Annotated in this window: 25 protein-coding genes; 8 read left to right on the top strand and 17 right to left on the bottom strand. The window is 64.4% G+C overall.

Annotation, left to right across the window (positions count from 1 at the left end):
- Positions 1-9: 9 nt before the first annotated feature.
- The 4 genes from A3A9_RS0116420 to A3A9_RS0116405 all read right to left on the bottom strand — a co-directional run bounded on the left by A3A9_RS0116420 (position 10) and on the right by A3A9_RS0116405 (position 3,509).
- On the bottom strand, positions 10-1,044 hold the full coding sequence (locus A3A9_RS0116420; RefSeq protein ID WP_027059755.1) for a hypothetical protein: 1,035 nt from the start codon (positions 1,042-1,044) through the stop codon (positions 10-12).
- A complete protein-coding gene (locus A3A9_RS0116415; RefSeq protein ID WP_152536114.1) occupies positions 1,044-2,024 on the bottom strand; it encodes a hypothetical protein in 981 nt (326 codons plus the stop codon). Before A3A9_RS0116415 ends, A3A9_RS0116420 begins: the two co-directional genes overlap by 1 nt.
- A gap of 109 nt (positions 2,025-2,133) precedes the next feature.
- Positions 2,134-2,286 carry a hypothetical protein gene (locus tag A3A9_RS44830; RefSeq protein ID WP_161634505.1) on the bottom strand — a complete coding sequence of 51 codons (153 nt, stop codon included), beginning with the start codon at positions 2,284-2,286 and terminating at the stop codon, positions 2,134-2,136.
- Between the two features lie 314 nt (positions 2,287-2,600).
- The gene (locus tag A3A9_RS0116405) at positions 2,601-3,509 is read right to left on the bottom strand and encodes a LysR family transcriptional regulator (protein ID WP_027059752.1); all 909 of its coding nucleotides are present in this window, start codon (positions 3,507-3,509) and stop codon (positions 2,601-2,603) included.
- Between the two features lie 97 nt (positions 3,510-3,606).
- Here A3A9_RS0116405 and A3A9_RS0116400 point away from each other — a divergent pair, with 97 nt between their 5' ends.
- On the top strand, positions 3,607-4,830 hold the full coding sequence (locus tag A3A9_RS0116400) for an MFS transporter (RefSeq protein WP_027059751.1): 1,224 nt from the start codon (positions 3,607-3,609) through the stop codon (positions 4,828-4,830).
- A gap of 12 nt (positions 4,831-4,842) precedes the next feature.
- On the opposite strand, the gene A3A9_RS0116395 is transcribed toward A3A9_RS0116400, so the two are convergent.
- From A3A9_RS0116395 to A3A9_RS45205, 3 genes are all read right to left on the bottom strand, one after another.
- On the bottom strand, positions 4,843-7,530 hold the full coding sequence (locus tag A3A9_RS0116395; RefSeq protein WP_027059750.1) for a DUF2235 domain-containing protein: 2,688 nt from the start codon (positions 7,528-7,530) through the stop codon (positions 4,843-4,845).
- Positions 7,531-7,618: 88 nt separating this feature from the next.
- Entirely contained in the window at positions 7,619-8,188 is a 570-nt protein-coding gene (locus tag A3A9_RS44005) for a hypothetical protein (protein WP_152536113.1), read from the bottom strand.
- Positions 8,189-8,524: 336 nt separating this feature from the next.
- On the bottom strand, positions 8,525-8,668 hold the full coding sequence (locus A3A9_RS45205) for a hypothetical protein (RefSeq protein WP_082222117.1): 144 nt from the start codon (positions 8,666-8,668) through the stop codon (positions 8,525-8,527).
- 355 nt (positions 8,669-9,023) lie between these two features.
- On the opposite strand from A3A9_RS45205, the gene A3A9_RS41790 reads away from it, so the two are divergent.
- The gene (locus A3A9_RS41790; protein ID WP_210163694.1) at positions 9,024-11,288 is read left to right on the top strand and encodes a PAS domain S-box protein; all 2,265 of its coding nucleotides are present in this window, start codon (positions 9,024-9,026) and stop codon (positions 11,286-11,288) included.
- A gap of 16 nt (positions 11,289-11,304) precedes the next feature.
- On the top strand, positions 11,305-11,673 hold the full coding sequence (locus tag A3A9_RS0116375) for a response regulator (RefSeq protein ID WP_027059749.1): 369 nt from the start codon (positions 11,305-11,307) through the stop codon (positions 11,671-11,673).
- 213 nt (positions 11,674-11,886) lie between these two features.
- Here A3A9_RS0116375 and A3A9_RS0116365 read toward each other — a convergent pair whose 3' ends face one another.
- The 6 genes from A3A9_RS0116365 to A3A9_RS0116340 all read right to left on the bottom strand — a co-directional run bounded on the left by A3A9_RS0116365 (position 11,887) and on the right by A3A9_RS0116340 (position 19,247).
- The gene (locus A3A9_RS0116365; protein ID WP_027059748.1) at positions 11,887-12,579 is read right to left on the bottom strand and encodes an ABC transporter ATP-binding protein; all 693 of its coding nucleotides are present in this window, start codon (positions 12,577-12,579) and stop codon (positions 11,887-11,889) included.
- On the bottom strand, positions 12,576-14,291 hold the full coding sequence (locus tag A3A9_RS0116360) for an ABC transporter permease subunit (protein ID WP_027059747.1): 1,716 nt from the start codon (positions 14,289-14,291) through the stop codon (positions 12,576-12,578). Before A3A9_RS0116360 ends, A3A9_RS0116365 begins: the two co-directional genes overlap by 4 nt.
- Positions 14,278-15,147, bottom strand: coding sequence for a branched-chain amino acid ABC transporter permease (locus A3A9_RS0116355; RefSeq protein WP_027059746.1), 870 nt, complete (start codon positions 15,145-15,147; stop codon positions 14,278-14,280). The genes A3A9_RS0116360 and A3A9_RS0116355 overlap by 14 nt, the downstream gene beginning before the upstream one ends.
- Before the next feature lie 161 nt (positions 15,148-15,308).
- Complete coding sequence (locus tag A3A9_RS0116350; RefSeq protein WP_027059745.1) at positions 15,309-16,493, bottom strand: ABC transporter substrate-binding protein; 1,185 nt, start codon at positions 16,491-16,493, stop codon at positions 15,309-15,311.
- 38 nt (positions 16,494-16,531) lie between these two features.
- Positions 16,532-17,602 carry a CobW family GTP-binding protein gene (locus A3A9_RS0116345; protein WP_027059744.1) on the bottom strand — a complete coding sequence of 357 codons (1,071 nt, stop codon included), beginning with the start codon at positions 17,600-17,602 and terminating at the stop codon, positions 16,532-16,534.
- Entirely contained in the window at positions 17,589-19,247 is a 1,659-nt protein-coding gene (locus tag A3A9_RS0116340) for an amidohydrolase (RefSeq protein WP_027059743.1), read from the bottom strand. The genes A3A9_RS0116345 and A3A9_RS0116340 overlap by 14 nt, the downstream gene beginning before the upstream one ends.
- 232 nt (positions 19,248-19,479) lie before the next feature.
- Between A3A9_RS0116340 and A3A9_RS0116335 the strand changes: the two genes are divergently transcribed.
- Both A3A9_RS0116335 and A3A9_RS0116330 read left to right on the top strand, forming a co-directional pair.
- A complete protein-coding gene (locus A3A9_RS0116335; protein WP_027059742.1) occupies positions 19,480-20,256 on the top strand; it encodes an IclR family transcriptional regulator in 777 nt (258 codons plus the stop codon).
- A 70-nt stretch (positions 20,257-20,326) separates the two neighbouring features.
- Positions 20,327-21,280 (top strand): helix-turn-helix domain-containing protein, encoded by a 954-nt coding sequence (locus tag A3A9_RS0116330; protein ID WP_027059741.1) that lies wholly within the window; start codon positions 20,327-20,329, stop codon positions 21,278-21,280.
- 7 nt (positions 21,281-21,287) lie between these two features.
- Here A3A9_RS0116330 and A3A9_RS0116325 read toward each other — a convergent pair whose 3' ends face one another.
- The gene (locus A3A9_RS0116325) at positions 21,288-21,701 is read right to left on the bottom strand and encodes a DOPA 4,5-dioxygenase family protein (RefSeq protein WP_027059740.1); all 414 of its coding nucleotides are present in this window, start codon (positions 21,699-21,701) and stop codon (positions 21,288-21,290) included.
- A gap of 369 nt (positions 21,702-22,070) precedes the next feature.
- On the opposite strand from A3A9_RS0116325, the gene A3A9_RS0116320 reads away from it, so the two are divergent.
- The 3 genes from A3A9_RS0116320 to A3A9_RS0116310 all read left to right on the top strand — a co-directional run bounded on the left by A3A9_RS0116320 (position 22,071) and on the right by A3A9_RS0116310 (position 24,004).
- The gene (locus tag A3A9_RS0116320; protein ID WP_027059739.1) at positions 22,071-22,550 is read left to right on the top strand and encodes a hypothetical protein; all 480 of its coding nucleotides are present in this window, start codon (positions 22,071-22,073) and stop codon (positions 22,548-22,550) included.
- A gap of 87 nt (positions 22,551-22,637) precedes the next feature.
- The gene (locus A3A9_RS0116315; RefSeq protein WP_027059738.1) at positions 22,638-23,471 is read left to right on the top strand and encodes an SPFH domain-containing protein; all 834 of its coding nucleotides are present in this window, start codon (positions 22,638-22,640) and stop codon (positions 23,469-23,471) included.
- The gene (locus A3A9_RS0116310) at positions 23,468-24,004 is read left to right on the top strand and encodes a hypothetical protein (protein WP_027059737.1); all 537 of its coding nucleotides are present in this window, start codon (positions 23,468-23,470) and stop codon (positions 24,002-24,004) included. The genes A3A9_RS0116315 and A3A9_RS0116310 overlap by 4 nt, the downstream gene beginning before the upstream one ends.
- A 20-nt stretch (positions 24,005-24,024) precedes the next feature.
- On the opposite strand, the gene A3A9_RS0116305 is transcribed toward A3A9_RS0116310, so the two are convergent.
- From A3A9_RS0116305 to A3A9_RS0116295, 3 genes are read right to left on the bottom strand one after another with little or no spacing between them, the layout of a single operon-like run.
- The gene (locus A3A9_RS0116305) at positions 24,025-25,146 is read right to left on the bottom strand and encodes an ABC transporter permease (RefSeq protein WP_027059736.1); all 1,122 of its coding nucleotides are present in this window, start codon (positions 25,144-25,146) and stop codon (positions 24,025-24,027) included.
- Complete coding sequence (locus A3A9_RS38945; protein ID WP_033838609.1) at positions 25,143-25,847, bottom strand: ABC transporter ATP-binding protein; 705 nt, start codon at positions 25,845-25,847, stop codon at positions 25,143-25,145. The genes A3A9_RS0116305 and A3A9_RS38945 overlap by 4 nt, the downstream gene beginning before the upstream one ends.
- A 16-nt stretch (positions 25,848-25,863) precedes the next feature.
- Entirely contained in the window at positions 25,864-26,478 is a 615-nt protein-coding gene (locus tag A3A9_RS0116295) for an ABC transporter substrate-binding protein (protein ID WP_033838608.1), read from the bottom strand.
- Positions 26,479-26,482 lie beyond the last annotated feature (4 nt).

Below are 26,482 nucleotides of genomic sequence, written 5' to 3'. Positions count from 1 at the left end.
CCTGACGTCCTAGTGCGGAGGACGCCAGACCGCGTCGTCGCAGCCGTCGATATAAGGGTGAACCGACCACCGGGAACCGGGCTTGGCCTGCTGCTCCTTGGTGAGCGGATCCTGGGATTGCGCGTAGCCGTCCTGATAGCCGCGAATGATCCCATCGATATCGGGAGGCCAGTCGCCGTCCCACGGCCCTCCCAGAATCTGCGCCTGCTGGACAGGATGCAGTTCGTTGTGGGCTTCATTGAAACTGTCGTGGATATGGCCAGCATCATAAACCCAGCGGCCGGTCACGCCCAGGATCGTCGCTCCGGTTCCATCGCCCTTGTTGGTTTCGATGCTGGGCAGTCCGGCGTCGCTCGGACTGGCCGTGTCCGAACTGCTGAAAGCCGCGCCAAACAGCGCCGCAAGCAAGGCCAGAAATGCCAGGATGTAGGCAACGACCACGCCGACGCCCGACATGCATATCGCCAGTGCCGCCAGCGCCGCGATCAGCGCGAGGATGTTGACAGTCTGCAGGTCGTGGATCGACGCGCCCTCGAATTCCACATGCAGTGCCTCGGACTTTACCCCGGTCGTCTTGTCCACCGCCTGGTTGCCGGTGAACAGCAACCCTTTCGAGGAGGTGGTGGTGGTTTCGGCCATGAGGTAGCCGAACGGAGCGCTGGCGTCCGCATCGGCCTGGCTGACGCCCACCGAGTTGTGCGGCAGCAAGAGGTTTAGGCTGTAGTCGGAGTCCAGGCTTCCGGGCCAGGTCTTTTCCGAAGGGGGCTCGATGCTGATGACCATGCCGACGATGCTAACCGGGCTCTGGTCGCCGAGACACACCAGCCGGTTGTTAAGCCACCAGTCGCAATAGGCGAGGATCCAGACGATCCCGGTCACCACCAGGGCGATCGGCAGGCACCATGGCTCGCCCATGGCGACCACCACCACGACCATCACGGCCGCGAATATACCGCTGGTGATCGCCGCGCTGATATACTGGTTGACCGAGATGACCTTGTCCGCGGTCGTACATTTGGTCCAGGATTTGTCGTCGGTGGCCATCACGCCTCCACGCTGCTTATGACGGTCAGGGTGACGCCGCCGCTGACGTGATCACCCTCGTCGAACGCATTCAGATTGAGAGCTTGCCGGCCGGTCCAGCCGGCCGGCGGCGTGGCGATCGCCGTGATCGTCACCTGTTCGCCCGGTGTCAGCGACGGCTGGTCAGGCGAAATCGCCATCGTCCAGCCCGGCGGCAGCGGATGCGCGGCCGGCAAATGCGCGGAAAGCCGCCGCTTTTGCTCCGCCTTGGCGGCCTCCTCGGTCGGTCGCCGCTCGTCGCGGCAGGGGCTGAGCGGCGGAATGGTGTAAGCGTCGACGGTGAACCGATACCGATGCGGCCGGCGGGTCGCGTTGCGCAGTTCGAACTGGAATGTCGCCGGCGACTGCGCCAGCCCGACATCGGTGTTCTTCTGCCCGAGATTGTTGGCGAAGTTGGCATCGTCGGCCGGATCGAGCAAAGCCTGCAGGCAATAGTGGCCTGCTTCCTGAGGCGTATGCCAGTCGAAGGAGACGAACCCGGGCTGGCTGGCGGATCCGATCACCCCGACCGAGACCGGCCTAGTGTCGATCGGATGCGATACGGTTCCCATGCCGAACGACAGATAGGACAGGTGAACCGGCATCTTGACGACGACGGCATCCATGGAGGCATTCCAGACGCGGACGCGCACCTCGTAGTCGGTGTCCGCCTGCAACTTGCCGGCGGGCACGGGCACGCCACCCCTGAGCACTTCGATGTCGGGATTGTCCCAGGTGACGGCGAGGCCAAGGCCGATCAGATAGTACTGGTCGTAGATCAGCGGGTCGGGCCGGCAGAATGCAGGGTGGTCGATCGGCACGCAATGCGCCCGGGAACCTTTCTGGTCGACCCGGCGGTCGCCACCCAACCGCCAGCGGCGGCAGAAACGCTGAGCCATCTCGATCAGCGCCGGAATCCAGGCGGAGAACAGTGCTTGCAGGATTGCCACTAATCCGCGCATCGACTCCCCCTCTGAAGCTAACGCAGGCGAGGACCTGATTAACATAGGATTCGCGCGGCAACAGCGCCCTGGACTGATCGACAACCGGCGCCGCTGGAACCCTGTCTGGCTACTTCCGCGCGAAAAAGCCCCGCGCGAACTGTATGATGCGCTTGTGGAACACGAGCGCCAATATTGCGACAACGGCAAGCAGATAGAGAGTCTCGGTCGATCCGTCGCCGCCGTCAGGTGAAATACCAAACCACCTCTCGATGAAATCCATGTACAGATTCCCTCCGCGCAAAGAATTGCGATCGAAATTCATCATAGCTCTTTGATATGGCCCGATGTCAAGAATTGATTCGGTATCACGTTGAATGAATCGAGCAAGGAACCATTGGACGCTATGCGTTTCGATTTCCAGGATAAGCTGATAATTTTCCCGATGTTTTCCTAAAATTTAACTTTCGTAACGGGAATTACAGCGGCCAACCGCCTGATTTGATTAAGCAAAACTGCGGCGGTCGCTTACGGCCTTCCGACTTGGCCTGAACTGTACTGTGTACCAACTCCGCTCGTTCATCCGGGCCGCCAAAATCACGACACCAGCGGCATCGGCACCTTCAGCCCATCGATCAGCGCATCGCGAAACAGCGCGATCGGCTGGCTAAGCCGTCCGGCCGGCGGGCGGTGCAGCAGCCAGGCGCGGACTTGCGGCTTGAAATCGGGGCAGTCGATCACCTCCACCGCGTCGCGCCAGCGGCTGTCGGCGAAGGCGCCCGGCGTGACGATGCCGATGCCATGGCCGCGCGCCACCAGCGACATTCTGAGGTCGACGCTGAGCGCCTCCACGCCCACCTGGAAGGGCAGCCTTGCCGCCTCGAAACTCTGGCGGATGAAGGCGCGGAACCCACAGCCGTTCTCGTTCATCACCCAGGCAAAGCGCGACAGCGAGGCTAGATCAGCTTGCCTCGGCACGCCGAGGCTGGGCGACGCGACCAGCAGCACCGATTGCGCGCCGAGGTCGTCACAGATCAGTTCGTCCGGCGGCGCCAGGCCTTCGGCAAGGCACACCGCCACCGCGTCGAGCTCGCTGCGCGCCACCTGCTCGACCAGCCTTGGCGACCAGCCGGAGGTGATGCGCAGCGTCAGCTGCGGAAAGGTGGCGCGCAGGCTGTCGAGCGGCAGCGCCAGTGCGGCGTCGGAGAGATAGGGCATTATGCCGAGCCGGAATTCGCCCTTGACCTCGCCTTGCGGCGACACGCCGGCCTTCAAATCCTCCAGCGAGCGCAGCACGCGCCTGCCATGCTCATAGGCCTCGCGGCCCGAAGCGGTCGGCTTCAGCGGCTTCGACTGGCGATCGAGAAGTGCCGTCGCCAGCCCATCCTCAAGGTTCTGGATGCGGCGCGTGACGCCCGGCTGGGTCAGGTTGAGCCTGGCCGAGGCGCCGACGATCGAGCCGGTTTCCACCACGGCGATGAAGGCTTCGAGATCATGGATGTTCATGCGTACCTCGCATAATCATTATTGAATAGATTGAATTGTAGCATGATACAAGTTTGGCATAAAGTCACCACACAATATGCGATATCTTGAGGATTCCATGCCCGATACCAATGACGGTCAATTGTGCGAGCGGCTGCCGGCTGCAACCATCACCGGCCCGCAGACGCTGCTGTTTGCTACCTCCACCGGCATCATCGTCACCAATCTGTTCGCGCCGCAGACGCTGGTCGGGCTGATCGGCCCATCGCTCGGCGCCGGCACTGCCAGCGTCGGCCTGGTCGCCATGGCCACGCTGCTCGGCTATGCCGCCGGCCTGTTCTTCCTGGTGCCGATGGCCGACCTTGCCGAAAACCGCGCCTTGATCCTGCGCATGCTGCTGACGGCCGCCCTTGCGGCTGGCGTCGCGACCTTCGCGCCCACAATCGCCTCGCTGCTGATCGTCCTGTTCGTCCTGGGTGCTGCCTGTTCGGCGATCCAGATCCTGGTGCCGATCGCCGCCTCGATGGCGCCGCCCGGTGAGGCCGGCCGCGTCATTGGCGATGTGATGAGCGGGCTGATGATCGGCATCCTGCTCGCCCGGCCTCTGGCCAGCTTTATCGCCGACGCCTGGGGCTGGCGCGCCTTCTACGGCCTCAGCGCCGCAACCCTCATCCTGCTTGCCTGCGTTCTCGGCTTCACCTTGCCGCGGCGGCGGCCGGAGGCGAAATCGTCTTACGGCGCGCTGATCGCCTCCTTGTTCGGCCTGCTGCGCGACGAGTCCGTGCTGCGGCGTCGCGCGCTGACGGCGGCGATGGTGATGGCGGCGTTCAGCCTGTTCTGGACAGCGGTGGCCTTGCGCCTCGCGGAGCCGCCTTTCAGCCTTGGCCAGCGTGGCATCGCGCTGTTCGCGCTGGTCGGCGCCGGTGGCGCCATGGTCACGCCATTGTTCGGCCGCGCCGGCGACCATGGCTGGACACGGTCCGTCACCATCTTCTGCCATGTCGTGCTGATCGGCGCCATGGCGCTCACCGCCTGGGCCGGTTCCTTTCACACAGGAGCGTCATGGCTGCCGCTGGTGCTGATGGGCTTAAGCGCCGTGCTGCTCGACATCTGCGTCACCGGCGACCAGACGCTCGGCCGCCGTGCCGTCAACCTCTTGCAGCCCGAGGCACGCGGCCGCCTCAACGGCCTGTTCGTCGGCATCTTCTTCATCGGCGGCGCCATCGGCTCATTGCTGGCCGGTGTTGCCTGGACCTGGGGCGGCTGGCCTTATGTCTGCGCCATCGGCGCAGTCTTTGGCGTCGCCGCCTTGCTGGTCGACTGGATCGGCGGGCCGCAATAACGGCCAGCCGGCTCAAGGGAAGACGTTCACCTTCTTGACACTCACCTCCGCCGATCCGAGGTTGTCGTGCCAATAGAAAAAGTTGGAGACGCCAGGCAGGGCGATCACGGCATCATTGACGTAGAAATAGAGTTCGCCCGACGCCTTGGGCTTGATTTCGGCGGTCAGCCTCATGTTGAGACATTTTCCGAGGGTTGTCGGTCCGACGGGATCGAGCGCGTATTCATCATTGCCGAACCGGCCGACGCGCGCGATCGGCTTGAAGTAAGGCTCGGCCCACCAGCGCTTGGCCAGCGTGGTCAGGTAGCGGCGGAAGCTGCCATCAGCGACGCCCAGCGTATCGGCACAGCCCCTGTCTCGGATTTTGTCCGGGTCTTTGACTCCGTCGATCCAGGGGTCCTTGGGATCAATAGTGACAATGACTTCATAGCGAACCCCTTCCTGCAGCCAATTGCCGGTGTCATTGCACATTTCGTTCGTCTTGAACCCGGAGGGGGTTGCCCTCAGCCTTTCAACCCCCGTTGAATTTTCAAGCTTGGGATCCTCGCAGAAAGCACCCATTGAATCGGCAACTTCGAACGCCGTCTTGTTGAGAGCGCTCCCGACAAGATAGGCGGACAGAGCCAGAAAGGCCGCCGGAAGCCATTTCTCCCGGAGCAGTTTGTAGAGCTGCTGGGCGCCGTGGTTGTTACGAATGGTGCGGGCGAAAACCAGGGAAACAGGTGTCGACGCCGCACGAGGCCCGCGCGCGCACAGGAAGAGGTACGTAGCCAGGCAGCCAAGCGACGCAATGGCGAGACCCAAGCCCACCCAGGCTATCCAGTCTGTGTCCGCAATGCTTTTCCAATCGAATAGGAAGTGGTGCTCCCAAGGTCGTCCTGCTGCCAGGGCACAGAAGCCAAGGATGACCGCGCCGATCAATGCACTGCGCCTGTGCGCATCGTTTCTGTCCGACAGCGGCACCCTTGCACCTTGCCCCCTGTCAACATTCCAGGCCAACCGCGCCCGGTCGTCTATGCGTGTGCGCAAGACGCCGTTGACCCACAGCAGGATGCCAAGCGCCACGATGAGGATCGCGGCCGGCGCGGAATGTTTTGTCACCGCATCCACCCAAGGCGCGGCGATACCGGGCAGGAAGCCGCTTATCAGACCGATGACCGGCCCGATGAGACCGCCCGCGGCCTGTTCCAGCTGGCCAGTGGCATCGAGCGTTACATATCCGGCAAGCAGCGGAAACGCCGCGAACAGCACGGCAATCGACAGCAGCACGTAATAGAGCCCGCGCCGCCACCAGACCGTATCCTCCATCAGTTGAAAGCGTTCCGTGCGGCTCTTGGCGCTTTGCGGACTAAACGCCCCAAGCGCCCGATCGAATTTGGTGTTGATGTCGGCAAGGTCGCGCCGGCGCTCATCTGGAAGCGGCAGTTTGTCGACGATATCAGGATCCGTCGGCACCGGCCCGCCGCCCAGCAGCGTGGCCAAGGGCACCTTGAAACCGAGCGGCGTCAGGACATCGAAGTCTTCCGGCAGCGAGATCGGAGCATAGTCGTCACTGCCCTTTGCAATGCGAGCGATGACGCTGGCATCGACCAGCGGCTTAACGCCCGGACTCTTGTTCCGCCCTTTGCCCCGCATCAGATCCTGGGCGTCACGCGGATGGTAGCGGTAGAAGACGTTGAAACCGGAACGGGAATCGTAGATGCGTCCGGCCTCCGTGGCATAATCCCAATAGTCGGCGACGACCTCTTTCTTGAAATTCAGGCCCTGTTCGGCCGCCTCGCCGATCATCCAGCACAGCGGAATGTGAGCAAGCCTGTCATCCGCATAGCCGCCGCCGACATTGGAATGGCTGCCGGCGAACCAGACCTGCTTCACGCGGGGATCGCGGACTTTTTTAACTCCGGCGGCCACTGGCTCATCGCCGCCCTCGACATCAGCTTTCTTTGCCGGGATCATCTCTTCCCAAGGGATCGGGAAAAACGTGCGCCGTTCGTCGTCGATGCTGAAGGCCTGCCTTGCGCATTGAACGGGTTCAAGCAGGACCGGCCTCTCGAAGGTGATCGGCCAGACCCATTTGTCGACCGCTCTGGTCAACTCATCGACAGGCAGGCCGTAGGCGGCGACCGTATCCCAGACGCCGACGAAGGCGATCCGGATATCATGGGCTGACCGGGGATCGGGCGTGCGTGGTTTGACCTTGTTGTAGTCGCGGCTCCCGGTTATCTGGTTCCATAGCGCAAACCATTGCGCGGCGACGTAGCGCGCCAACACGACCCAGGGCAGCCGCCGTGCTGGAAAGGCCTTTGGCCGATACGCCCGGTAGGCGGCGCGCGCATTGCGGTCGAGGTCCTCTTCCGACTTGAAGTCGACCAATCCTTCCCTGGCGATCATGCCGACCAGCACGCGGATGGTGAAGGCGCCGCGGCTGAAGCCGAAGGCGAAGATTTTGTCATCCTTCTCATAATTGAGACAGAGAAACTTGTAGAGCGCCAGCACGCGGCGCTTGACGCCGAAGCCGAGCGCCAGGCCGATGATCTCGAAAGGCTTGAACTGTGAGGTGCCTACACCGTCGCTGAACACCGCAAGCTGGTCGCCGCCGGTCAGGTCCAGTGCCTGGTAGAGGCGCCACACGTTGGTCTTGAACGCCTTGGCCGCGCTGTTGCCGGTGCCGTCGGCAAAGACAACGATGTTCCTGCCCATGTCCTCCTCCTCTCAACAGCCTTCGCCGCGTACCACTCCTGCCTTGTTCATCACGGCGCGCCGCTACGCGCCGCTCCTGCTTACCGCATCATTGAATCCCCAGCCGGCGCAGTGCCGGCCGGCACAACTCATCCCTGATCCTGCAAAGGGCAACAAAGGTTCTGCGCGCGTGCTGCCCGGCCGATCGAATGCATGTGGACGGCGACATGAGGCGCTGCAACCGAGGCAAACGACGATGGCCCTGGCAGTCAGGGCCAGCAGGCTCCTGACGATCCATGATTTTCATTCGAACCCCCCAGTTCGTTGGCTCACTATCCAACAACCAGAGGCGGCGCGCAAGTTGAGATAGTAAAATCGCCGCTTTGACTTGGCCGGCGGAAAATTCCACTGGAATAGAACCGGAGGGGAATCTTGCTGAACTGCCTTCCGAGACGAATAGCCGGTCTCCCGCCAAGCAAACGGCGCCGCCTGTCGCCACCCGAGGCAATATCTTTTCACCCTCAAAACCGCGTCGAGAAGCTTGCCTTGAACGCGTTCCCATGGCGCCCGAGGCGAACTGGCCATCATAGGTGAAGCCGAGCCGGCTTGCCTGGCCGATGGCGAGATCGACGCCGGCCTGCAGCGCCAGCGCATCCCTGGCGATCGGCACGCCGGTCACCGTGAAGGCATCGCCGTAAGCGCAACGTAGCAAGGAGCCAAGGGATGTCGCGGAGTTCCAAGGCGCCGCCGAGACTTTAAGCGGCGGTACGGTGCGGAACCTTGCGGGACTTTGGCGGGACGGCACCCCCATCTGGCCTGCCGGCCATCTCCCCGTTGAGGGGGATTAGCAACGGCAACGCCGCCGAATTCTTCTCAACGCTTGCGATTGGCGAAGGCAGGTGCGACAGCCAATCTCCCCCCTTTGAGGGGAGATGTCCGGCAGGACAGAGGGGATGTTGTCCCTCCGGCTTGAACGTCTTGCACCGCCGCGCGGCGCAGAGATTCCTCAGCGCACCTAGATACCGAAGAACTGCCGTCCGATCATGTAGCCCAGCGCCGCCACGACCAGCGGGAACAACGCCGGTGCCGCCTTGCTGAAGAAGGAAGTTGTTGTGTCCTTTGGCGGCACGTAGCGTGCATTGCCGAGATTCTTGGTCATGCTCACCCCTGGTCGATCACTTAATTAGCGCTCGCTGATTTACAACATGGCCGCATTAACGGTTTGCAAAGAAATTCGATCGAATAGCCGACTTCCACAGTCTCAGTACGATACTGCACCGAAGGAAAATCGGCAGGCGCCGGGAACCGAATGGCTTGTCCGGTGTTGAGCCGCTCGGGGGAGCAATGCTTGGTCACCGTATCGTCAACAAGCCGGCAACACGGCAATCTGTCATCGCACACAGTCACGCCCGCGATGCCGGGCGGTTCTACATCAATCGCTCGCGACCCAAGGCTGACATGTTAGCCAGCACCAATCGACTCCCGAACAGATGCCGACCGATCCGCGAGACTCCATGCCGCAAACCAGCACCATGACCGCAGACAACCGTCACCTTGCATTCCTGTCGGGCGGCGGCGAGCTCGGCTGCCTGATCGCCACGTTCGACTGGGCCTCGACCTCGATCGGGCCGATCGAGGACTGGCCGCAGAGCCTGAAGACGGCGGTGTCGCTGATCCTGCGCTCGAATGTGCCCATCGTCATGCTGTGGGGGCAGGACGGCGTCATGATCTACAATGACGGCTATTCGGAATTCGCCGGCGGCCGCCATCCGCAATTGCTCGGCTCCAAGGTCCGCGAAGGCTGGCCTGAAGTGGCCGACTTCAACGACAACATCATGAAGGTGTGCCTGGGCGGCGGAACGCTCGCCTACCGCGAGCAGGTGCTGACGCTCAACCGCACCGGCAAGCCGGAACAGGTCTGGCTCGATCTCGACTATTCGCCGGTGCTCGACGAGAGCGGTGAACCGGCCGGCGTGATCGCCATTGTGATCGAAACCACCGCCAAGGTCGCCGCCGAGCGCTGGCGCACAAGCGAGCGCGATCGCCAGCGCCAGATGTTCGAACAGGCGCCCGGCTTCATGGCCATGCTGTCGGGCCCTCAACATGTGTTTGAACTGACCAATGCCGCCTACATGCAACTGGTCGGCCACCGCGACGTGATCGGCCTGCCCGTCCGCCAGGCCTTGCCCGAGGTCGAAGGTCAAGGCTTCTTCGAACTGCTCGATCAGGTGTTCACCTCCGGCGAGGCGTTCATCGGCTACGCCTTGAAGGCCGAGCTGCAGCGCACGCCCGGTGCCGCGACCGAAGACCACTTCATCGACCTCGTCTATCAGCCGGTGCGCAATCCCTCAGGCGAGGTGATCGGCATCTTCGTGCAAGGCATCGACGTCACCGACCGGTTGATCGCCGAACAGGCGCTGCGCCAAAGCGAGATGCAGTTCCGCACCTTCGCCGAGGCGATGCCAAACCACGTCTGGACGGCGACGCCGGAGGGGCTGCTCGACTGGTTCAACCCGCGCGTCTACGACTATTCGGGTGCGAAGCCGGGCGCGCTCGACGGCCAGGCATGGGGTGCAATCGTGCACCCCGACGACATCGATGCGGCCGTGGGAAAATGGCAAGAGGTGCTGGCCGCCGGCACCTTCTACGAGACCGAGTTCCGCCTGCGCCGGCATGACGGCATCTACCGCTGGTTCATCGCGCGTGCGGTTCCGATCCGCGACAGCGACGGCGCCATCCTGCGCTGGATCGGCACCAACACAGATATCGACGACCACAAGCAGGTCGCACAGGCCCTGCTGCAGAGCGAGCGCCGCTTGCAGCTGTCGCAGAATGCGGCCGGCATTGCCGCCCTCGAACTCGACATCGCCACGGGAATCGTGGTCGGCTCCGAAGGCTTTTGGGGTCTCTGGGGCCTGTCGCCGCGCGACAGCGTTCACATCTCCGTGCTGGAAAACATCGTCATTCCCGATGACAAGGACGTCCGCTCCAACCCGCAAACGCGTGCGCAAGGCACCGCCGTGCCCGCCGTGGAATACCGCATCCGGCGGCCCGACACCGGCGAGTTGCGCTGGCTGTCGCGCCACATCGACTTCGTCCATGACGAGACCGGCAAGCCGGTCAAGATGTTCGGCGTCATGCAGGATGTCACCGACCGGCGCGAGGCACAGGCGCGGCAGGAACTGCTCACCCACGAGCTCGAGCACCGCATCAAGAACATCCTGGCGATGGTCGCGGCCATCGCTTCGCAGACGCTGCGCAACACCGACATCGCCACCGCGAGCGCCACCTTCAACGAGCGTCTGCGGGCGCTCGCCAACGCGCATGACATCCTCAACAAGACACGCTGGACCAGCGCCTCGATCCGCGAGGTGGTCGACAACACCATCGCCACCTTCCCGCTCGAGCAGATTTCGATTTCCGGCCCGGCGCTGCCGATCAACCCGAAGATGGCGCTGACGCTGGCGCTCGCCGTCAATGAACTGGCAACCAACGCGCTGAAATACGGCGCGCTGTCGACCCCTGAGGGCAAGGTATCGATCGAATGGTCGCTGCAGCCATCGGCCGAGGCACCGGGCGAAAAGCGGCTGACCTGGCGCTGGCGCGAAAGCGGCGGCCCGCCGGTCAGCCCGCCTACCAGGCGCGGCTTCGGCCGCTTCCTGATCGAACGCGTGCTCGGCACCGATTTCGGCGGCACGGTCCGGATCGATTACCACCCCGACGGCGTTGAGTGTTTGTTGAACGCACCGGCACCCCAATTGCCGACAGCACCGTACTGACTACATAGGGCGTGCCATGAACAATCAGAGTCTCGCCACCGTCCTTGTCGTCGAAGACGAAGCCTTTCTGCTGTTCGCCATCGCCGACGAACTGCGCGAGGCGGGATACGACGTGTTGGAGGCCAGCAATGCCGACCAGGCGATCCGTATTCTGGAGACCCGTCAGGACATCAGCATCCTGTTCACCGACATCGACATGCCGGGTTCGATGGATGGATTGCGCCTGTCGGCCGCCGTGCGCGACCGGTGGCCACCGGTCAAGATCATAATCACCTCGGGCAAGCGCCAACCGGCGGCGGACGCGATGCCAAGCGGCGGCGTCTTCCTGCCCAAGCCGTATGCCCCGGAAGCGGTGGCGGCGACGATCCAGGGGCTGCTCGGCTAGATCTCGGCCTGGCCCCTTGTGTCGCTGTTCTCAAACGCGCCGATGCCTTGCGCGATGAGGTTGGTGGCCATGACCAGCGAGATGATCGCGGCGGAATTGAACACCACCACCCACCATTTGCCGCCGGTGAGGAAGCCCTAGCCGTCGGCGATCGCCAGACCCTAGTCGGCCGATGGCGGCTGGATGCCGAGGCCGAGCGTCGCCATCCAGTGCCTATCCCCCGAGATAAAGCCGGTGCAGCTCGTCGGGCGATTTCAACAGCTTCATGCAGTCGCCATCATGGACGACGCGGCCGCGCCGCATGACATAGGCGCGGTTGCCGATCGAGAGCGCGAGTGCGGCGAACTGCTCGACCAGCAGCACCGCCAGGCCATTGTCGGCGAGCTTGCGCACCGCGCTCATCAGACGTGTCACGATGACCGGCGCCAGGCCCGCCGACATTTCGTCAATCAAAAGCACCTTGGGCCGCGTCAGCAGAGCGCGCGCAATGACCAGCATCTGCTGCTCGCCACCTGACAGCAGGCTGGCCTTCACCGTGCGGCGCTGCACCAGTTCGGGAAACAGTGCATACGCCTCGGCCAAATCGGAGCCCGAATGCAGGCTCACCCGAAGGTTCTCCTCGGTGGTGAGCTGGCGGAAAACGGTGCGGCCTTGCTCGACATGGGCAAGGCCTTCGCGCGAGCGCACGCCCGGTCGCGCCTTCTGGATCTCGCGGCCATCGATGGCGATCGAGCCGCTGGCGACCGGAATGATGCCCGACAGGCCTTCGAGCAGCGTCGTCTTGCCCGCACCATTGGAACCAAGCACAACGCTGATGGCGCCGCTCTCGACCGCTATGTCGAGCGACGACACCACAGGCAATTCGGCGCGGTTGATCGACAGGTTCGAAACGACGAGCTTGCTCATGCCGCCACGCTCTCTTCCTCGATGCCGAGATAGGCCTTCTTCACCGATCCCTGGTCGAGCACCTTGGCCGGCGGCCCGGAGGCAATGACACGACCGAAATCGAGCACGGTGACCTCCGAGCAGACCGCCCGCACCAGGTCCATGTCGTGCTCCACCAGCAGCACCGCCGAGCCGAACAGTTTTGGGATTTCCGCGATGCGCTGCCCCAACCGCACGCTCTCCTCATGTGACTGGCCGGCGGCAGGCTCATCGAGCAGCACCACCGCCGGCCGCGCCGCCACCACGCCGGCAACATCGAGCAGTCGCCTTGTACCGGCATCGACCGAGACCACCAGCGTGTCTGGATCGGGACAATCGAGCCAGCCGAGGATCGCCTTGGTTTCGCTCGCCGACAGGCCCTTGGCGGCAAGCGCCAGATAGCCGCCGACGGTCAGCTCCGGCGCGATGCGGTTGGTCTGCCAGGTGCGGCGCAAACCGGCGCGGGCGCGCTGATGCGCCGGCATGCCTTCGAGCGGCTTGCCGCCCAAGCTGATGCTGCCCTCGTAACTCGACAGGAAGCCGGCGACGGCGTCGATGAAGGTCGATTTGCCGGCGCCATTGGGGCCGATCAGCCCGGCGACAGTGCCGGCCGCAACCGTGAGGCTGACGCCATCGAGCGCCACCACGCTGCCATAGCGCACGGTGAGGTTTTCGATGCTGAGCGCGGGGCCAGCGGCGCGGCTGACGGGAGCCGGTAGATCGCTTGCCAGTGCCGATGCAGCCGCCTTCACACGGGCCGGCATCAGCTTGCGCACTTGCCGGCGAAAGGTCTCGCTCATCGTCTCGCCCGTCGACAGCGCCTGGGTGGCGCCGATGGCGAACAGCACATTGCCGATATCCTGCGGTAGGTCGAGCCGGCGCAGGATTTCCGGGAACATCACCACCAGCAACCCGCCGATGATCGCGCCCTCGGCGAAATGCGCGCCGGTCATGACCGCCACCGCGTAGAGCGACAACGACTGCATCATGCTGAAATTCTCCGACACCAGCGTGCCGAGATAGCCGGCAAGCAGGCCGCCCGAAATGCCCGCGACGAACGCCGAGATGGCGAAGGCCGACAGCTTGGCGGTAGCGATGCTGACGCCATGCGCTGCCGCCGCGCGTTCGGAATGGCGCACCGCCAGCCAGGACGCGCCGAGCCGCGAACGGCTGAGCACTTCGAGCGCGACCGCGATCACGACATAGAACAGCAGCACAAAGACAAAATAGCCCTCGTCGCTGTCGAACAGTTCCGGCCGCGGCACCTGCAGGAAATCGGTCTGGCCGGGATAGGTCATGGTCGCCAGGATGGTGTCGAAGGCGGTGGCGAAGGACAGCGTGACGATGGCAAGGTTGATGCCGCGCAGTCTTAGCGCCGGCAGGCCGATGGCGACGCCGAGCGGCACCGCCGCCAGCCCGCCGATGAGGATCCACACGGCCAGGCCACCCGGCGCCTCGGCGAGGTTGAGATAGCCGACCGTCCAGGCGCCGACGCCGGCAAACGACATCTGGCAAAGCGCGATCATGCCGGTGCGCCCGGCGACGAGGCCGAGGCTCTGCAACGCGACGCCGGTGATCAGCACCGAAGTGGACAAAAACACCCAATAGGACGGCAGCAGGCCGGCAATGACCCCGCCAAGGACGATCGCCGCGATGACGACGACCAGCGAGGCTTTCAGACTAGCGCGCTTCATCCCAACGGGCCTCCCGCTGCGACCACAAGAGAACGGCAAGCACGACCAGGAACGGGATGGCGCTGCGATACTGGCTGACGCTGTCGACCGAGCTTGCCATGCCTTCGACCAGGCCAAGCCCGATGCCGCCGGCCAGCGTGCGCCAGAAGCTGCGGAACAGGCCGACAAGGGCTGCCGCAAGGGCCGGCACGACCAGCAGGCTGAGCGTCATGAAATTCGGCGAGCGCTGCGGCGCGATGATCATCAACGCGAAGGTGGTGAAGGCGCCGGTCATGCCCCAGACCAGCAGCGAGAGCATCTGCACCCGGATGCCGAGCAGTTCGGCGGCCATCGGCCGGTCGGCCAGCGCGCGCAGATTGAGCCCGACCTTGGTGTTGTTGAGGAACAGATCGGCGAGGATGGTGAACAGAGCCGCCAGCCCAATGGTCAGCACCGAGGCGATCGTCACCTCGACACCGGCCATGCGGAAGGCGGAACCGGGAAACAGCTCCGGCATGTTGTGCGGATGCTGGCCGCCGGTGAGCCGCAGCCCGATGGCAATGATGCCGACCAGCAGCGCCACGGTGACCGCAGCCTTGGTCGAGGCGCTGGCCTCGCCGAACCACCGCGTCATGATAAAGCCGATGGCGACGCCCACCACCGTGCCGGCCGCGATGCCGGCCAGCACCGAGGGCCAGAGCGGGAAACCGGCTTCATAAAGCGCGATCAGCACGAAGGTCCCCGCCGTGCCGATCGCCGCGCCGGTGAAATTGACCACGGCGACCAGCCGGTAGGTGAAGACGGCACATACGCCGAGCAAGGCATAGGTGCCTCCGGCTGTCAGTCCCGCCACGGCGGATGTAAGCAATGCGTTCATCGGATTCCCAATTCGGAGACGTGCGCGGGCCTTGGCCCGAACTCTTGCCCGAGGTCGGCGCCGCCCCTCATTGTCCTGCCGGACATTTCTCCCCGTGAACGGGGAGAAAGAGCTGAATGCCGGCAGGCAAATGAGGAGCGGCGCCAACGCCCCGGGAGGACTTACTTGGCCTGCGGCAGCACGACCCAGTCCGGCGTCTCGACCGTCCAGGCGCCCTTTTCCAGCTTCATGACCTTGGTCGCCTGCATTGGCGAATGGACCTTGGCGGTGCCGAAGACGTAGGGGCTGCCGGAAAGCGGATTGGTGATCGGCTGCATCTCGTGCAGCGCCTTGGTCACGCTCTCGCGCGTCACCTCGCCATCGATCGACGACACGACTTTCACGAACATCTGGGCGGCGAGATAGCCGCCTTGCGAGAAGGCGGTCAGCGGCCGGCCGGCCTTCTGCATGTCGGCCGCCCATTGCGCGTTGGCGGGCGAGCTCTTCTCGGTGAAGGGCTCCCATTCGGTGCCGACATAGATCGGCTGCTTGGTGTCGGCCAATGCCGAGGCGACTTGCTCGGTGTAGCCGGGCGCCAGGAACAGCCAGTTGATGCCCGTGATCTTCTGCGCATCGACGGTCTTGATCAGCTGCACCACTTGCGGCTCGACCTGGTTGGTCAGCACCGCGTCGCAGCCGGCATCGCGCGCCTTGATGACATAGGGCGTGAGGTCGCCCTGGAACGGTAGCGTCAGGTCGATGAGATGGATTGTCTTGCCCGAGATCTTTTCCCAGTTCTCGATCGCCTTCTTGTAGGCTTCCTGGGTGCCGCCGATGATGATGAAGAAGGCGCACAGTTTCTCGCTCTTCAGCTGGTTGGTGGCGTAGTACGCCATCGCGGTGGAGAGCGTGTAGGGCCCGACATTCACCGGCGCCACATTGGGCGAGGAGAAGCAGGCGGCATCGACGCCGAGGCCTTGCACGGACAGGATCTTCTTGCGGCTATAGGTGGCGGAATTGACCGCGCAATCGAGCAGGCTGCCCGAGCCGACCAGCGCCACCGCTTCCTTGTTGTCGATCAAGTCGCGCGCGGCCTGGGCTGCGACTGCGGGATCCGCCTTGTCGTCGGCGATAGTGTAATCGATCTTGCAGCCATTGATGCCGCCGGCGGCGTTGACGGCATCGAATGCCGCCTGCGTCGCCTTGGGCACCTCGCTGAAATCGGCCGGACCGGTGATGGTCGACACCGCGCCGACCTTGATCGTGCCGTCCTTGCAGGTCGGGCCGGCGGCGGATGCCGTAGCAGCTGTTGCGGCAAAGCCGAGGCCGGCGAAGGCCACTGCCACCAGGCTGGATTTCCATTGCATGTCAGTCACTCCCCTGTTTTTTCTGATTCATTTTCTGATCAAGCAGCAGTGCGATCCGGCGCCCTGATGCTGGCGGCATCGATGGCGGCGAATTTGGTCAGCGTGCGTGCGATGGTTTCGCGTGGGATGTCGCGCACGATGAATACCAGCCGCGTGCGCCGGTCGGCCGACGGCCAGGCATCGAGCCGCACCGGCGGGTGGAAGACATGCTGCACGCCGTGCAGCACCAGCGGCCGCTCCGGCTGCTCGGTGACGTGCACGAGGCCCTTGAGCCGCAGCAGATCCTCGCCCTTCAGCGCCGCCACGTAGTCGAGCCAGCGCGCGAAGGCTGCCCACTCGACAGGCTCGTCGATGACGAAACTGTAGGACTGGATGCCGTGGTGCGCGTGGCCATTGTGATGCGCATGATCGTGCGCGCAGTCGGGGCCACAATCGGGCTCGGCCATCTCCAGCCAGGCAGCAATGCGGTCAAGGTCACCAGCGGCGCCAAGATGCTGACTATCCAGTATGTCGAAATCGGCCTCGCCATCGTGCGCCAGGCTTTGCCGCGCCGTCGGCGCCAAGGCCTTCAGCCGGCGCTGCAACTCGCTCAGCGCTTCCGCTGAAACCAGATCGGTCTTGGTCACCAGCAGCTGGTCGGCGACCGCGACCTGCTTGGCTGCTTCGGCATGACGGTCGAGCGTCATCAAGCCATTGACCGCATCGACCGTGGTGACCACGCCGGCGATGACATAGCGGCCGGCGAGTTCCGGCTCGGCCATCAGCGTGTGCAGGATCGGTGCGGGATCGGCGAGCCCCGTCGTCTCGATGATGACATGGGTCAGCTCAGGCACCTCGCCGGCACGGCTGCGCTGGTCGAGCGCCTTCAGCGTCGCCACCAGGTCGCCGCGGACCGTGCAGCAGACGCAGCCATTGTCGAGCAGCGTGAACTGTTCTTCGCTCGCCTCGATCAGCAGATGATCCAGCCCGATGGCGCCGAACTCGTTGATGATGACGGCAGCCCCAGCCAACGACGGCCGGCGCAGGAGGCGGTTCAGCACCGTGGTCTTGCCCGAACCGAGGAAGCCGGTCAGCACCGTCACCGGGATGGGGCGGTCAGCTCCGCTCATAGACGACCCTCCCCTCGAACCAGGTGGTCAGCACCTTGGTGCCGGCGATCTCGTCGGCCGGTATGTCCAGCACGTTGCGGTCGAGCTTGATGAAGTCGGCCGACTTGCCGATCTCGATCGAACCGACCGTATCCGCGAGGCCGATGGCGCGGGCCGAGTTGATGGTGAATATCTCGAGCGCGGTGGCGACATCTAGCGCCTGCTCCGGCCACAGGGCCGCGCCCTTGAAGTCGCCGCTCGGGTTGCGCCGCGTCACTAGCCCTTCGATGCCGTCCCACGGATCGGGGTTGGGCATGACTGGCCAGTCGGACCCGCCGGCGAGCAGCGCACCGGCCTCCAACAGATCCTTGTTCGGCCAGAAGCGTTGGGCCCGCGCCTCGCCCATCGTCTGCTTGTGGCCTTCGAGGAAGCTGGTCGGATACCACAGGAAGGGCGACAGGTCGGCGGCCACACCAAGCGCGGCGAAGCGGGCAATATCATCAGGCGCGATGTAGCTGGCATGCGCGATGTGATGGATCAGCTTGGTCGGGCCGTTGAAGGAACGCACGACATCGATGGCGTCGAGCGCCTGGCTGACGGCGGCATCACCGGCGCAATGGATTTTCACGCCGAGCCCGAGCTTTTCGCACTTGCCGACCCAGCGGATCAGGTCGGGCACGGTGACGATGGTCGAGCCGCGAAAGCAGCAGCCGAGGATCGGGTCATCCGTATAGGGCTCGTGGAAGGCGGCGGTGCGCGCGCCCGGCACGCCGTCGAGGAACACCTTGACGAAGTCGGGCCTCGCATGAACGCCGCGATAATTCTCGCGCAGCGCGATCAGCTCGTCGCCGGCAATGCCGAACATGAAGGACGGCTCGACCGCGGGCATGGCCGACACCGACCAAGCGGTGAGTTCGCCGCGATCATCGAGGCCTTTCAGCGCCGCCAGGATCGGCTGCATGGCGGCGGCGTCGAGGAAAGCGGTGACGCCGTAGGAGTTGAGCGTGGCGATCGATTGCGCCATCGCCGCGCGGTCCATCTCTTCGGTGTAGTGGCCCGACCGGGCTATCGTGCTTTCGACAATGCCGGCGGCGGATTCGATCATCATGCCGGTCGGCGCGCCCGAGGCCGGGTCACGGCCGATCGAGCCCTTTTCCGGGTCCGGCGTCGCGGCGGATACGCCCGCCAGGCGCAGCGCTTGCGAGTTGATCCACCTGTTGTGGTAGGTGTCGTCGCGCAGCATCACCGGCCGGCCCTGGCTGGCTTTGTCGAGTGCGGCCAGCGCTGCAAGCGTGTTCAGCTTCGGCAGGAGATCGCTGCCCCACTGGCCGCCGATGATCCAGGATCCCTCCGGCGCCTTGGCCGCCGCCTCGGCAACACGCGCGATCAGCGTCTCGAAGCTCGAGGTCGGCGCAAAGCGCAGTTCGAACAGTTCGGCCTGGCCGCCCATCATCAGATGCGCGTGCACGTCGACAATGCCCGGCATCAGCATGGCGCCACCGAGGTCGACGACGCGTGTGTCTGGTCCGCTCAGATCAGCGACGGCATCCGCCTCACCGACCGCCACGATGCGCCCGCTTTTGACGGCCACCGACGACGCCCATGGCCGCTTGCGATCAAGCGTGTAGATGCGGCCATTGGTCAGAACCAGGTCGGCGTCAGGCATTTCGTCTCTCTCCTCACCGCCGGTTGCGTGCCGCGTGGGCCGCTCCAGCTATTTCGGCATTGCGTGCTGCACCGCCTCTGGCGCTGCCGCGAAACCGCTTTTGCCCTTGTTTTTTACGTTCCCATATCGGTTCATCATATGAACCGACGTTTTGTATGTTATAGACAGACTGCAAGCCACGACGGCCGCTGTCAAGTTAATTCACACGCTAAGTATCTCGGAGATTTCTGCAATGAGCACGGTCGGCAAGGCGGTTTCGCTGCTCGAGCTTTTCACCTTGAAGGAGCCGGAAATCGGCCTCTCCGACATTGCCCGCAAGTCGGGCCTCGACAAAGCCACTGCCCGCCGCCTGCTGGTGGCGCTGGCCGAGCGCCGGCTGATCGAGCAGGAGCCGCTGAGCCGCCGCTACCGCCTCGGCGCCGGCCTGTCGCGGCTGGCCCGCATGCGCGACGCGCATCTGCCTTTCGTGCGCGTTGCGGCTCCCATCGTGCGCGAGCTGGCGCTGGAGACCGGCGAGACCGTGCATCTCTCCGAGTTCAGCGCCGGCGCGCTGCTCACCGTGCATGTCGAGCTCTCGGCAAGGGCCAATCGCGTCAGCGTCGATGTCGGCCAGATCCTGCCGCTGCATGGCACCGCGTCGGGCATCGCCTTCCTCGCCTTCTCGCGCCCGGAAACCATCGAGGCGTATTTCGGCAAGCCGCTCACCGCCTTCAACGCCCACACCGTGACCAGCCGCGACGCGGTGATGGGGGCGGTGCGGCTGGCGGCGGCACGCGGCTATTCGCGCAGCGCCCAAGGCTATGAGGAAGGCGTGCACTCGGTCGCCGCTCCCATCCTCGGTTCGGACGGTTTTCCTGTCGGCACGCTGGCCGTGGCCTCGCCGCTATCGCGCATCGACGACGCCATTGCCGAGCGCCAGGGAGAGGCCGCGCGCGAGGCAGGTGCGAAGATTTCAGCCCACCTCACCGGCGAACAATGGCATACTTCTCTGCCGTTGCGGCAGAGATAATTATCATGTTAAGTTCCTGTCAGCCGCAAGCCCGCGACAAGACGGGAGGTTTCTTTGGAGGAGGAAACACATGCACGCTGCCGCCCACCATGTCAGCATCGCCGACGGCGAGGCTTTCCTGTCGACATCACGCCTTTTGTTCGGCCCGATCACCCAACGCTTCCCGCGTGGCACGGTGCCGTCGATCCCGCAGCTCGTGTCGGTCAATCTCGGCGCCTGCCGGCTGTCCGAGATCAAGGCCAATTCGCATCTGGTGCTCAACGACCGGCTGTTCTGGCGCAGCTTCGACCCCGACGCGATCAAAATCCTGATGCAGCTTTCAGGCCGCAGCCGTTTCGAGCAGCAGCAGGTGGCCGTCGACCTCGGCCCGCAATCGGCGATCATCTATGATCCCGTGCGCAGCTACTCCCTGCAGAACCTCAGTGACGTCGACCAGTTGATCCTGCAGGTGCCGCGCTCGACCTTCGGCGACGACACGCTCGCCCGCCTCTCCGCACCCCTGCCGCTGCCCGGCAACGGTGACAGCCTGACCCACATCGTCTCGGGCCTGATGCAGATGGCGATCGGCGAGGCACACAAGCTCGACGAGGCCGGCAGCCGGCGCGTCGGCGACAGCCTGGTCCAGCTGGTCAACGGCCTTATCCAGGCCAAGCCCATGGCGCCCGAATTCCGCCGCTCGCCGCTGGAGGCGCTGCGCGAGCGCATCGTCGCCTATATCGACGCCAACCTTGCGCGCAGCCGCCTGTCGGCGCAAGACATTGCCCGCCACATGGGCTGCTCGCGCCGCTATCTGCACCGCGCCTTCGAAGGCGAAGGCGCGACACTCGAACGCTTCGTCTGGGACCGCCGGCTGGAGCGCAGCAAGGAGGAACTACTCTCCCCCACCCGCGCCTCGGCCTCGATCTCCGAAATCGCCTTCGCCTGCGGCTTCAATTCCAGCGCGCATTTCTCCCGCGCCTTCAAGAGCCGGTATGATGTGGCGCCAAGGGAACTGCGCGAGCGGTTAAGGGCCGTAGTGCATTAGAGGGCCGCTACGCCGGCAGCGTCGGCTCGGTATTGATCTCCAGCGCCTCTTCCGCCTCATCATCGTCCGGAAGCGTGTCGCCGTGCACATCAAGCGGCCGGCCGATCCAGACCGGATCGACCAGATGGTCGCGCTTGGGGTTGGTCGTGTTCGGATGGATGAGGATGCTCAGGCCACGATGGTTCAGCATCAGCCACGGCACGAGCGCGCCGAAAATCTCGTTGGCGAAGGAGACCTGGTACATGGGCTGGTCATGCGGGCCGACTTGCCGGTCGTGCCAATTGCCCAGGCGCACGCGGAAACGCTCGCCGATACGAAGCCGCAGCCATTCGGCATGCTGCCGCTGCGTTTGCCCGTCGAAGTAGATGTGAGCGTGATAGCTGGCGATCTCCGCCAGCGGCCTTGGATTGTCTTCGCTCATCTCGATGCCCTCTCCCCGCAGCGTGGCGACTATCCAGCCATTGAGCCCAAGAACGCGGTTTTAAGCAAGGTCACCTTCCCGCCTTGGACGGTTCGTGTCCGCTGCCGGGAAGAATCCGCCCGCCGCAACAGCTCTCGACATTGTGTATGGCCGCCACCCCGGACATCCCCTATCAACAACGCAGCTTTTGCCCCGGACAGCCCCGTCCGGCAAGACTGTGTCTGACGTGTTAACCGGGAGGGAATTGGGGGGTCCACAGATACTCCGGCCGCCATTGATCCGCCGAGCAGCGGTGGCCATTTGTGCCCGAGGACGAGAGCTTCCATCACATCCTGCAATCAACGCGGACCACTGAACGGGGCTGGTCGAATGTCGTTTTTTGTCTTTGCACTGATCTTCGCATTCATTCTCTGGCAGCGGCTGGGCAAGAACCGCCGCCCTGCAACAATTGTCCAATCAGACGCCGGTCGGCCCGCTTCGCCGCTGGCCGCATTCACCGACGACGACAAGGTCGAAGACATCGCCGCCGATGTCGCCGGGCTGGTCTCGAACTTCCTCGGCCAGAACAGCGGGGATTTGATCAAGCAGGCTGTCAACCGGGCCATCGACGAGTCCAGGACCGGAGCCGGCCGCAGGCTCGCCGTGGCGATAGAGCCTATCGAGCAAGCAATCCAGGCGAAGCGATCGCGGCCGCGCGAAAAGCAGCGGGCAAGATATTTGCTCGACGGCGACGCCGGCTACCGACAGCGCACCGACCGCACCGCCCGGCTGCAGCAACAATTCGGCGGCAAGGGCCTCTGTTCACCACGGCATTCAGCGCCCGCGAAAGCGCGGCAAACAAATCGCTGAGCCGGAGCCAACCAGCTCTGCTCGGCAGCAGTTCAAACAGGAATGGCACGCGCTGGGCGTGCCGCACCATCAGGAGGGGAATTCGAAATGGCAATCACCAGACAGGTCATCACGTCGCTGCAGCGCGACGGCACGGACGCGCTCGGCACCAGGACCGTGGCGATGAAGATCGTCGACGAGAGCATCGTCTCGGGCTCGCTGCTGACGGTGGAAAGCAACCATTTCTGCATCCTGAAGTCGCGCGGCGCGGTGCTCAACGTCTACGAGACCGGTCAATACGCGCTGCAGACGCCGGACAAGCCGCTGGTCGGGTCGATCGTCCAGGGCTTCTTCGGCGGATCCTCGCCCTGGGTCTACGAGGTCATCTATATCAATCGTTCCAAGCTTCTGGTGCGCAATGAGGGCATCGCCACCTCGGCCGAGATGGCCGAGATGTCCTATGTCGTCGACTACTACATCCACATCGACAGCAAGGAAGAGGCGCTCGATCTCATCACCCACATGCCGTTCGCGGGTGCCGTGATCGACACCAAGGAAATCGCCGACTATGCCGGACCGGCCATCGAGCAGGCGATCAACCAGATCATTCAGGTCACCAAGATGGAAAACATCAACGAGCGCATCAGCGATGTGCGCGAGGCGGTGAAGCTGCACCTCACCGATTTCCTCAAGGTCTACGGCATCATGCTGAACGACCTCAAGGTGCTGATCACGCCGCGCGACGAGCGCATGCGCGAACTGATCTCGCTGCAGGCGATTGGGCTGAGCCCCATCGAGGCGGTTCGCTATTATCTGGCGCTGCGCATGGCCGACAAGGGCCTGGTTTCGGCGCCCAACGCAGCCGCCGGCCTGCCCTTCAACATTGGCGGCCAGCCGACAGGCTTCTATCCGCTGGGCGATGAGGTGGGCGCGACAAGATGAGCCGCTTCTACGAGGCCGGGCCGCTCGCCAAGGTCGGGATCAACCTGTTCTACGGCTACGGCTACAATTTCTACCGCCAGGAAAACCAGCTGCGCGCCGACGACCAGCGCGTGCGCCAGATGGCCTGCTCGCTGCTCGCCCGCGCCCGGGCTGGCATCGACGAGGCCGAGGCCCGCTACCGCCGCGACAACATCCAGCCGCCGACGCGGGCCAACCCCTTCCCCGACGCGGCAATCGTCGCCAACGCCCAGGCGCTCGAGCGCCTGGGCCGCGAGGTCGGCGCGCTGGAAGGCCAGATCCGCCACCAGCCGGTGCCGGAAAACGACCGCATGACCCAACGCTATCGGCAGGAAGCGGGCACGCTGGCCGCCCTGGCCGAAAAGGACGCGGTTCTGGTCGGCCAGGCGGAGCTGCTGCGCTCGATGCTCGAAGGCGTCGCGGGGGATGCAATGCTGTCGGCCAAGCGCGAGATCGAGGTGGGGATTGCCGCTATCACGGCGACGTTGCGGGAGCGGCAAACGTTCTTGTTGTGAGGCGCCCCAGCGAGCCGGCGTCAGATCCTGCGGAGCGCGTCAGCGGGCAGAAGGCGGGTGGCGCGCCAGGCCGGGTAGAGCGCGCCAAGCGGCCCAGCAATGAAGACGAAGATCAGCGCCTGCGCGATCGACCAGCCTGACAGATAAGGCACGATCAAGCCCGCCGCGAAGTTTGTCTTCGCCGCCATCTGCATCGTGAGGACGCCGAGAACAATCCCGATAACCCCGCCGGCTGCGCTCATGATCACGCCTTCGATGAGAATGAGCCGAAGGATCCGCCGCGGTGACCAGCCAAGTGCCGCGAGAACGCCAATCTCGAACGTCCGTTCGTTGACGGCCATCAGGAGTGTGTTGGCAACGGCGACGGAGGCCATCGCCATGACAACCAGTGAAATGGTCTGGGCAATCGCCTTCAGCAGATCGAAGATGCGGATGCTGTTGGCAAACTGCTCGGTGTCGCCCACCGCGAATCCCGGTGCGGCGGCAATGAGCCGGGTTCGGGCAACAGCGATGTCGTTCTTCTCGAGCGGGCGCTTCAACCTCACCTCATACAAGGTAAACACGTCCTCGCGCGACAGGAGTTGCTGCAGCCCTTCGAGCGGAACGATCGCACTGTTCTGGTTCAGCACGGACGAGAACGACGCGATGCCGACAATCTGGTAGGGCTGGAACTGTAGCTCGACGGTATCGCCGACCCGCTTGTCCAATGCGGTGGCGATCGACTCGCCGAGGATCACGGGCCACTGGTCCCCCGGCGCAGGGATCCGCCCCGCCACAAGGTGCATGTCTTTCCACAGGAAGCTGTCGCTCGGCCAGCCGGCCATGACAATGTTTGCGTTGTCGTCGGCCGTAGTGATGTTCAGGAGAACGCCCGACACGGCCTCGACGTTTGGCACGGCGGAAAGCCCGGAGCCCAGGGCCTTGGGCACGGTGCTGCTCACCAGGTTGAATGCGGCACGCTGGCTCACCACCAGATCCGCACCGTTCTCATCGATTCCCGACGCAAACGAGTGCTGAACACCGGCGGTCAGGCCGGTAAGCGCCACAAACCCCGCGACCGCCAGCGCGATGCCGAGAACCGTGAGCAGGGTGCGAAGCGGACGCGCAAGGAGACCGCGCAAGGGAAGGGTCAGCTCTGTCATGGGTTAGCGGATGGCTTCGGCATCGCCGCCGTCCGGCTGTCCGAACGGATGCGGCCGTCGGAGATCTCGACGCGCCGGCCACACAGCGCGGCCACGTCCTCGTCATGGGTGACCACGATCACCGCCGTACCAAACTCGCGATGCGCGTTGCCAATGATGCCCATCACGGACTGGCTCGTCTGCACGTCGAGACTTCCTGTCGGCTCGTCCGCAACGAGAAGCTTCGGACGGTTGGCAAGCGCGCGCGCAATGGCAAGCCGCTGGCGTTCGCCGCCCGAAAGCTCCGCCGGCAAGAGCGTAGCGCGTTCGGCAAGACCGAAATGGGCCAGAAGTTCGAGCGCGCGAACGCGACGCTGCCGTGCTCCGCCAAGGTTTCCCAGCAAAGCCACCTCGATGTTCTCGCGCGCCGACAAGGACTGCAGCAGGAAGAAGTTCTGGAAAACGATACCGATCCTGCTGGCCCGCACGGCTGCCCATGCGGCCCTCCCGTTGACGGCCCTTCCTTCGAACCGAACTTCGCCGCGCGTCGGCCGGTCGAGCCCACAGACCAGGTTCAGGATCGTGGACTTGCCGCTCCCGCTGCGGCCGACAATGGCGACGGTCTCATCATCCTCGATCGCCAGCGACACACCGTCGACGGCGACAATGCGGCCGCCGTCAAAGTCGCGACCGACATTGCTCAATTCGACGAGGAGGGACATGAGCACAAGCGAGGCGTCATACCCGGCCTTTCCTGAGATCGGCGACAAGTGCCGGGATCGAGCCGCCATTGCCGGCGAGCAGCTGGGCAACGCGGTCCCGCTGCTGCACGGTCACGGAGCCGCCGTCGACAAGGACATCGCCGATGCAGAGTTGTCCGCGGCAGTGGCGGACACGCCAGTCCACGGATGTCGGGCCGTGGAGCGGCCGGCGGAATTCGCTGCGCACCAGGATGTCGCCATTGGCCAGAGCCTTCGTTCCGAGCACGGTGAAAGTCTTGTCCTGCGTCCGCTCTAGTCTGTCGGCCAGCCTGTGTGCAATCGCATAGAGCAGCGCATCGACCACCGAGGCGCGGTCGTCCGCGCTCGCCCGGCGCCAATACGTCCCGAGCACGGCTTGCGCGATCCCCCTGCCGTCGAATGCCGCGGAGATCGAGCGGAGCTGCCCCTCGGTGGATCCACCGTGCCCAAGCGTAATCGCCGCCTGTCGCACGGTCTCAACCAGCTTGACCGCGTCACTCTGCTCATCGGCCGCCGCCGGAAGCGATGGGGCGCAGATCGCGAGCAGCACAGGGACAAGCAACAGCCGGGCCAAGGCTGCCCAGCGTGCGTGCGACCATAGGCGTGCTGTCATGATC

The sequence above is a fragment of the Mesorhizobium loti CJ3sym genome (genome assembly GCF_000472785.1).
Lineage (GTDB): Bacteria > Pseudomonadota > Alphaproteobacteria > Rhizobiales > Rhizobiaceae > Mesorhizobium > Mesorhizobium loti_E.
The sequence above is the reverse complement of the archived record's forward strand: the minus strand, read 5'-3'. Positions and strand labels throughout refer to the sequence as shown.